Source organism: Streptomyces sp. SID3343, assembly GCF_009865215.1.
In the GTDB taxonomy this organism is placed as follows: domain Bacteria; phylum Actinomycetota; class Actinomycetes; order Streptomycetales; family Streptomycetaceae; genus Embleya.
In genome coordinates this window covers 1-2516 of record NZ_WWJX01000887.1, presented here as the reverse complement: position 1 = coordinate 2516, position 2516 = coordinate 1, and the positions used below count along the sequence as shown (strand labels likewise).

General features: G+C 75.5%; 1 protein-coding gene and 1 pseudogene. Both read right to left on the bottom strand.

The window, feature by feature from the left end; genetic code table 11:
* Positions 1-95 precede the first annotated feature (95 nt).
* Positions 96-1778, bottom strand: coding sequence for a lipid II flippase MurJ (locus tag GT354_RS27580; RefSeq protein ID WP_161359086.1), 1683 nt, complete (start codon positions 1776-1778; stop codon positions 96-98).
* Positions 1779-2215: 437 nt separating this feature from the next.
* Positions 2216-2516: pseudogene (locus tag GT354_RS27575) on the bottom strand (hypothetical protein); the annotation flags it as partial.

Here is a 2516-nt window from a genome sequence, read left to right as displayed (position 1 = left end):
CGGCCAACGAGCGCACGTGCGCACCGATCCCGCCGGTGGACGTGGCCAGGGCCAGGACCGCCCGCAGCCTGGCCGGCTCGGTGCGCTCGGGCGACTCAGTCGTCGTGTCCACGTCGCTGCTCCCCTTCCGATTCGGGCCCGCGCCGCACGCGCAACGCCGCTCGGGCCTGTGCGCCGGCGGTCGCGAACGCGACACCCGCGAAGACCAGGGTGCCCACGATGGCGGCAACCGCCGCGATGATCAACGTGAAGACGATGCCGCCGGTGTCGAACGGCCGCGAGATCGCGAATCCGGCGCCTCCGCCGGCGGCCGCGCCGAGGACTCCACCGACGGTGACCCGGAGCAGATTCGCCGGGTCCAGGGCCCGCCGGCCGGCGGTACGGCCGACCGCGAAGACCAGGAGCAGGCCCGCGAGGGACATCCCGATCGAGTTGCCCAGACCGAGCGCGGCGACCGTCCAGCGCGCGGGCAGCGCGTACGCGAGGGCGATGTCGGCGAGGACCACCGCGCACCATCCGGCGACCACGCACCCGGCGGCGGCGCGGCCGTGGCCGGACGCGTTGAGGGCGCGGCCGAGGTGGGCGATCAGCGCGTAGCCGATCAGGCCGGGCGCGAACGCCGCGAGCGCCCGGGCCATTTGCGCGGGTTCGGTCGAGCCGGTCATGAACAGCGCGAAGAACCTGCCCAGCGGCGCGGCGGTGGCGAGCACGAGCGCGGCGCCGGCGGCGCCGACGAGCAGTACGGTCCTGGTCGTGGTCGCCACCGCGTCGGCGAACGCGTCGCGGTCGCCGTCGTGCGCGTGCGCGCTGAGGCGGGGGAAGGCGGCGGTGGCGATCGGGACGGCGAGGACGGCGTACGGGAGCAGGTAGACCATCCACGTGGTCTGGTACACCACGAGCGAGCCGTGCGCGCCCCGGCCGTTCGCGAGCAGGATCACCGCGATCGTCGCGGCCTGCTGGGCGATCAGCGTCGCGACGCCGGCGAGCGCGAGGGTACGGACGCGGCGGGCGACGCCGGCGGGAAAGCGCAGCGTCGGACGCAACCGCAGGCCGGTCGCGCGCAACGGCGCCAGAGTGCACAGCGCGAGCGCGAGGACGCCGGCGGTGGTGCCGAGCGAAAGGGTCAGCTCGGCCCCGCGCGGCAGGTCGGCGAGGTTGTCGAGGTCGACGTCGTACACGGCCGCGAACAGCAGGTAGGTGCCGGCCACGACCAGGCTGGACACGAGCGGGGCGAGCGTCCCGGCGAGGAAGCGGTGATGCGCCTGGAGGATGCCGCCGGCGACCACGGCGATCCCGTACAGGAGCACCTGCGGCACGAACACGATCAGCATCCGCGTCGCGACGGACGCGACCCCGGGGCCGTCCGCCTTGCCGGCCAGGAGGAGTTCGGCGATCGGCCGGGCCAGCAGCGCGCCGAGCAGCACGATCGGGGTCAGCACCAGGACGACCCAGGTCAACAGTGCCGACGCGATCCGCCCGGCGTCCTCGCGCGCGCCCTTGGCGACGGGGCCGGCCAGCACGGGCACGACCACGCTCGCGAGGGCGCCGCCGGCAACGACCTCGAAGACGATGTTGGGCACGGAGTTGACCGTGCTGTAGGCGGTGCCGAGCACGGTATCGCCCACGGTCCCGGAAAACGCGAGCTGCCGACCGAACCCGGCCAGCCGAGCGAACACGGTGACCACACCCATGAGCACGGCCGCACCGGCGAGCCCCCGGCCGAGCCCACGCACCCGCGAAGAGCCCCCGACCCCGGCCTCACCGACATCCCGCCCCACGCCCACGCCTTCCACCCCACGCGCACGGCCGCCGGCCACACCACTCCCGCCGCACACACCCGCCCCGGCCCCACCCTGGGCCGACGAACCGGGCTCACCCACACCCGACCCGCCCACAGCCGACGAGCCGGGCTCCCCAGCACCCGCCCCGCCTTGGGACGACGAACCGGGCTCCCCAGTACCCGCCCCGACCACGGCCGACGAACCGGGCTCACCCACACCCGACCCGGCCCCGACCCCGGCCGACGAAGCAACCACGTCGGACCCGCCCCGCGCATCCCCCGCGCCCCGCGCCCCACCCGCGTCATTCGCGCGTGACCTCGCCACGCCCTCGCCGGACACACCGTCACCGGCGCCCCGTGCCCCGTGCGACCCGGCCACGCCCTCGGTCGGTGGGGTCTCCCTTCGTGGGCTCTGGGCTGCGCTGTCGTTCGTGTTCATGCCGGGGCTGGGGCGTCCTCGGCGTCGGTGGCCGTCGGCTCGGGTGTCGGGGCGGGAGCCGGTACCGGCCGGCGGCCCAGCAGGTCGACGGTGTTCAGGGCCCGGTTGGCGGCGATGACCTTGGTGAAGCTGACCTTCTCGCTCGCCGCCGTGAGGCCCACCAACAAGGCGGCCTTGAGCGCCAGTCCGGTACGCGACGAGCGGGCCGCGAGGGCCACACCCAGCGCTGCGCCGAGCGCGTTGGCGCCCGCGTCGCCCAGCATCGCGCGCTCGCCCAGGTCCTCGGGCAGCAGGGCC